General features: G+C 48.9%; 3 protein-coding genes. All 3 read left to right on the top strand.

Going from position 1 to position 5,556, the window contains the following annotated elements:
• The first annotated feature begins 283 nt into the window (after positions 1 to 283).
• Genes PKX57_RS11085 through PKX57_RS11075 form a run of 3 tightly spaced genes read left to right on the top strand, consistent with a single transcriptional unit; the run spans position 284 to position 5,449 of the window.
• Entirely contained in the window at positions 284 to 1,363 is a 1,080-nt protein-coding gene (locus PKX57_RS11085) for an ArsR/SmtB family transcription factor (RefSeq protein ID WP_472417337.1), read from the top strand.
• A 20-nt stretch (positions 1,364 to 1,383) separates the two neighbouring features.
• Positions 1,384 to 3,057, top strand: a complete 1,674-nt coding sequence (locus PKX57_RS11080; RefSeq protein ID WP_472417335.1) for a hypothetical protein — start codon at positions 1,384 to 1,386, stop codon at positions 3,055 to 3,057.
• A gap of 19 nt (positions 3,058 to 3,076) precedes the next feature.
• A complete protein-coding gene (locus PKX57_RS11075) occupies positions 3,077 to 5,449 on the top strand; it encodes a S8 family peptidase (RefSeq protein WP_472417333.1) in 2,373 nt (790 codons plus the stop codon).
• The last annotated feature ends 107 nt before the right edge of the window (positions 5,450 to 5,556 follow it).

Genomic DNA, 5,556 nt, shown 5'->3' with positions numbered 1-5,556 from the left:
CAAAAAGGATCATCCAATAAGCATAAAATACGACTGGCCAGTTTGCTCGTAAAACGATAAAGAACGTCGAGAGTTTGCTCCGCTCACGAGAAGGCGAGAGTTTTCACATATATATCTTCCTCTTCTAGCGTTCCTTAACCAACGCTCTTCCCAGGGATGGCTATTATGCTCTTTTGTTAAGTCAAAGTGCTGAGGCACCAAGAAGCAAACACAGATCTTGCCATTGCTACCCTCTTTGTGATAGAATAATTTTCAATTGATATCGAAAGTTGGAGGTTATTCAATGAATATAGTAAATATTCTGAGAATCCAGCATACTCTCGCCTACGAGTTTCTCACCAGTCTTTTTAGACTTGTTAATCACGAAGAACTGGTTCTCTCCTACAAACACGATCTAGAGGAGGTGGGTTTCTCTCCAGACGAACAGCTGCAGTCATGGGTGAGCGAGACCAAGCAACGGTTTCCGAAAGATGTTCTGAGCCTGGCGGGGAAATACTTCTCCCTTAATGCGCCTTTTGGAATGTCGCTGGCACTTCTTATCTCAGCTCTCGATTTGAAAGACCACAGAAGCTTCATTAAGGCTGTGGAATCAACTTCAGGTATTGAGATACTGAAAAGATTCATAATCCCACCTGCGCCCGACACCATTGAGATCGATGACAGGCTCGTTCACTCGCTTATCAAGAATACCGAAAAGGCACTCGAGTTCATAGAAGAGAATATGAACATCTCCGCCAGCCACAGTTGGGATTTGCTCCAGTTTATGAAGAAACCACAGGAGATGAAGGACGAGCTATTAAGCCTTCTCGGATGGTACTCCGACAACATCTTCGATGAACTGGCAATTTCGCTTGATGATAAAATTATGGCTTTCGAAGAGGAAATGTTCAGGAACATAAATAGATACGGCAACGACTATTTCACGTTACTGGTTGGTTTCGATTACACAAGGGACGAAGAGATAAGGGAAATTACGCTTTCTGCTTCTTACTTCATGGAACTCAAAAGGCTCCAGCTTTCGCTCGACGACATCGGAAGAGATTCGTATGTAATCGGTTACAGAAGATCTCAGGTGATAGCCGATACAAAACACCCCGTGATATCTACCGGAAGGCTGCTGAAAATCCTTTCCGACGAAACGAGACTCATGATATTGAAGCTTCTTATGGGGAGAGATATGTACGGCCAGGAGCTAGCAAGGGAACTGGGCGTGGCTAATTCAAACATAACCCATCATCTCGCACTCCTTGAAAGTGCCGGCCTCGTGAGGGCTTACAGGATAGATCACAGAACATATTACAGTTTTAAACGCGACAGTTCAAGAAAATTGGTCTATGAAACTCTGGACAGGTTCTTTCAATGATTGTTGATGGAGGTGGGAAAGTGGGAAAGACGAAAAAAGCAGTACCGATCGTAATTGTTGCGCTCACGGCTCTGGCTCTTACTTCTTGCCTGCCCTGGGGAATGCCTTCGGGGTCGATCTTGAAGTTCTCTCTGGTGGCTGCCAATGGCGGATCGTCAGTGTTGGGTGCACAGGTTAACGTGTATGAGCACTCAACTATGAATTTAATCGGCAAATCGAAAAGCGATGAAAACGGTATCGCCAAAGTGACTCTGAGTAGAGAAGTCGAGTATGTGGATGTCTATTTCACTGGCTTGGAGTGCGCAATAAGCAAAATTTCGGGCTTAAAGGTCGAGTACGTGACCGGTGAAACAGTCGAGGTAATACTTAGAAAAGCCATTCTGGAGCTAGACCAGCCGATTAGTTACGCACCGGAAGTGTCCGTGGAATTCGTTGATCTGAGCGGTCAACCTCTCCCCGACAGGTCCGTCTCTTCATACTTCAAGGCACATATAACGGTGACAGGTGCAAACCAGATTAAAGTGCTGTACGCCGATCTCGGCGAAGTGCCAGGTAGCGGCAGGTTGACGCCTGAGAAACAGACGGCAATCGATACCAGCGAAGTTACCTTCGAGTTCGATCCGGCGGGCTATAACGGAGTGGTTCCCTTCCACGTGGTTGTTTACGATCACAACGACAACAGAACCGATCACATAGAGTACTTGAACCTTTCGACCCAGAGAGAAGCTGTCAATCTCTACCAGCCTCTCCCCTTCACCTTTCTGCGGGAGTTGTGGGGGGACGAACCGACTTTCAAAAATCTCTTTTGCTATACCGGCAGCGTTGACGGAATTTCCTATTACAGAGAAGAGAACCCTTACTCGGTAAAAGTGGCACCGGATAATTACGAACCAGGAGCGGCTCCTGGCTCTGGAACGCTCTGGATAGACATCCAGTGGCTCGATCACTCGAGTTACTCGTCGTTCGATATTGGAGAGCAGGAAGAGTTCGAAAGACCTGATGGCTACAACATTTACCGGTCCTTCGACGGTGCGAATTATAAAAAGATCGCCTTCGTCTCTCAGACGCAGACCGATTGGAATTCGATCGGAGCTTACACCGATAAGTCAGCGCTCCTGGAGCCACAAAAAGAAGTGTGGTACAGAGTTTCATCGGTTTACGGAACGCTAGAATCCACGCCGACCGATCTGGGCTCGGTTGTCCCTCTGGAGGCCTTCCAAGTGGTGCAGACCTCTCCGGCCGACGCGGCAACTGAAGTCTCGAGAAATCCATCATTCATCTGGAAGCCGTCGAGGGAGATACTCTCGAGCGAGGGAGAGGTCACTTACAGGTATTTCATGGAGATCACGGACTTCGTACAATCGGATATCGAAATACTTCCCGGAACGGTCGATGAATTCAACTACTTCCGTCCTTACGAGTTTGTGACCGCCGACCCCGGGCCGGTAGAAGTAAAGTTTTTCGGAAATGTCGATCTCCCTCTCGATTATGACTGGTTCATCTTTTCCGGAGGAATTTACCCTTACCAGTATGATAAGCTTGAAGCTAACAAGACATACGAGTGGGTTGTCGCTTCGGCCGGCGCCTATGTGATCGATGACGACAGTGCCTCTTACTCGGTGGCTACGGGCAGTTTCATGGACGGGCCGGAAGTGCCACTTACAGGCTTCAAAGTCTTCACTACAGGCGAATGAAATGAAAGGAGCAAAAACGATGTTGCATAAATATAGTCCGTTTCTGGTTGTTTCAATGGTCATTTTGATCTTTCTCGCGGCAGGCTGTCTCAGGTTGACGCCATCCAAAGAGGAGGAGCAGGGTCGGAACAGTTTCGGACAGCTCCAGGGATATGAAGTATTCGAAGATAGAATGATAGTGGGTTACGAAGATAGAGGGGCTCTCGAGGATTTTGTGAAGAGCATTCGCGCGGAGATCGTCGTCGAGATACCCCAGTTGAAAGCGGCTTCGATAAAACTACCGGTGGAGATCTCGAAAATCTACGATCGGCTGAAAAGGATTGATCTGTGCGGAATACGCTACATCGAGCCTGTCTATAGAAGGTATATAATCCAGCCTGTAAAAAGGAACAACATGGGGGATGTTTCTCTGGCCGGACAAACGGGAGACCCTTTTTTGCAGTACCAGTGGGCACTTAAAAAACTGGGAGCAGAAACAGCCTGGGAGACGGCTAGCGGAACCGGAGTGGTGATAGCCGTTCTAGATTCCCCAATAGACGGCAGCCATCACGATCTAGTGGGACAGTTCGTAACCGGGTACGACACCTACAACAACTGTGAAATAGCACCCGGTACAGACGGTGACATCGCCTGGGAGACGAGTGATGATCATGGAACGCACGTTTCCGGAATAATAGCCGCCGGAAAAGACAACGGAGTAGGGATTGCAGGACTCGCGTATAACGCAAAAATCATGCCGATCAATATTTTCGTCTGGCAGTGGGGAATGCTTGAATACGCCGGCGACGACTGTGTAGCGCGGGGAATCGTCTGGGCCGTAGACAACGGCGCAGATATTCTCTCAAACAGCTGGGGTGGTTCCGGGTACTCCATGCTCCTCAAGGAGGCCGTCGACTACGCTCTTTCTCGAGGAGTAGCCTTCATCGCCTCGTCGGGAAACGCCTCTTACAAAAGCAGCTCGAGTTATCCTGCCGGCTATCCTGGTGTTATCGCCGTAGGCGCATCGACCGTACGCGACAGTGTGGCTGACTTCTCCAACTGGGGTGAGTACATATCTGTGGTAGCACCCGGCCAGAATATCCTATCATGTGTGCCGGAATACGAGGGACCTAATTACTTCGAAGAATCTGGAGTTGCCGGTCAACCCTACGAGTACTGGGACGGAACATCGATGGCCTGTCCGTATGTTTCGGCGCTGGCTGCTCTTTTAATCGAAAAGTATCCCGACATCACCCCCTTTCAACTAATGAAGACGCTTGAAAGTGGCGCCGTTGACTTAGGAACTCCGGGTCCAGATGAAAAATCCGGTTACGGAAGAATCGATGCATCTTCCACACTGGTACTGAATCCAGACCTCTACGATGAAGAAGGCTTTCTCCGTGTTCGGGTGAGCGACAGAAGCGGAAGGCTTGATATACCTGCCGTTTACGTTACACTCGATCGGGAAGGGGGACGAAAATACTACGCAAAAACCAACAGCGAAGGAGAGGCCAACTTCTACGCAATTGAGCAGGGCATATACGACATATACCTGGGTGGTCCGGATTATCTCGATACAAACTCACCGAACTGGAGAATAGAGGAGGAGAGAAGCGAGACTATCCACGATGCTGTTCTAGAAGAGAACACGGAGATCGATGTGGCTTTCAAATCCACCTTTGGCGCCGATGTTGAAACTTCAGTCGATGGCGATTTCACAGTTAAGATAGTTGATGTTGACGGAAAGGTTTACGCTTCGACTCCTTTCACCAGGTCGGCCTTTATTCAGTTTCCTGATCTGGCAGAGGGAGGCCGGTACTATTTGATCGTCGAAGGAGATTCGCTGGCCTTCGATGAACTTGAACCCGATTATGCCGACGATTTCGAAAGTGGAAATTTCAACGGTGGAGATTTCGACTGGAGTCTTGGAGGCGACGAACTGCCCTATGTGCAGAGCAAAACGGCCAAAGACGGTTCCTTCAGTGCCAGATTCGGCGCAATCGGCGACATGGAGCAAAGGAGTTACTTCGAAACTACCGTAGCCGTGGCCGAACCTTCGAAACTCGAGTTCGATCTCAAGGTATCCAGCACTCCCTGGCTTTGTTCCTTCAGGCTCTTCATAGACGATTCGCTGGTTGCAGAATCCGATGGCGAGCTTGACTGGCAGAGAGTTAAGATTTCTCTCCGGGCCGGTCAACACTCGATAAGGTTCGAGATGTACAGACTTATGAGCTTCGGGAACTATGAAGAAACGGCCTGGATAGATAATGTGACCATCACCAGAGATCTTTCGGTAGTCACCGCCACCGTCAACATAAACGGAGACAGAATAACGGCCCACGGAACACTCGATGACGGATTGGCTATGATCGATGAGTTGGGTGGTGGCGGTCTCTGGTACAGCATTTTCTAAAAGATCAACCGTCCCCGGCAAGTTCGGGGACGTTTTTTATACCTAACTACTCGATAAGCCCTTCGCTTTCAAGGAGCACTATGTAGTTTTTAATAAGTTCTCTGGCG

Origin of the sequence: Mesotoga sp. (assembly GCF_035363035.1) — a bacterium.
Taxonomy (GTDB): domain Bacteria; phylum Thermotogota; class Thermotogae; order Petrotogales; family Kosmotogaceae; genus Mesotoga.
Note: the sequence above shows the minus strand (reverse complement) of the source record. Positions and strands in the feature narration are given on the sequence as shown.

What these genes read in the sequence shown, in the direction of transcription:
- PKX57_RS11085 (WP_472417337.1), top strand. Translation starts at nt 284, where the DNA reads ATGAATATAGTAAATATTCTGAGAATCCAGCATACTCTCGCCTACGAG.
- PKX57_RS11075 (WP_472417333.1), top strand. Translation starts at nt 3,077, where the DNA reads ATGTTGCATAAATATAGTCCGTTTCTGGTTGTTTCAATGGTCATTTTG.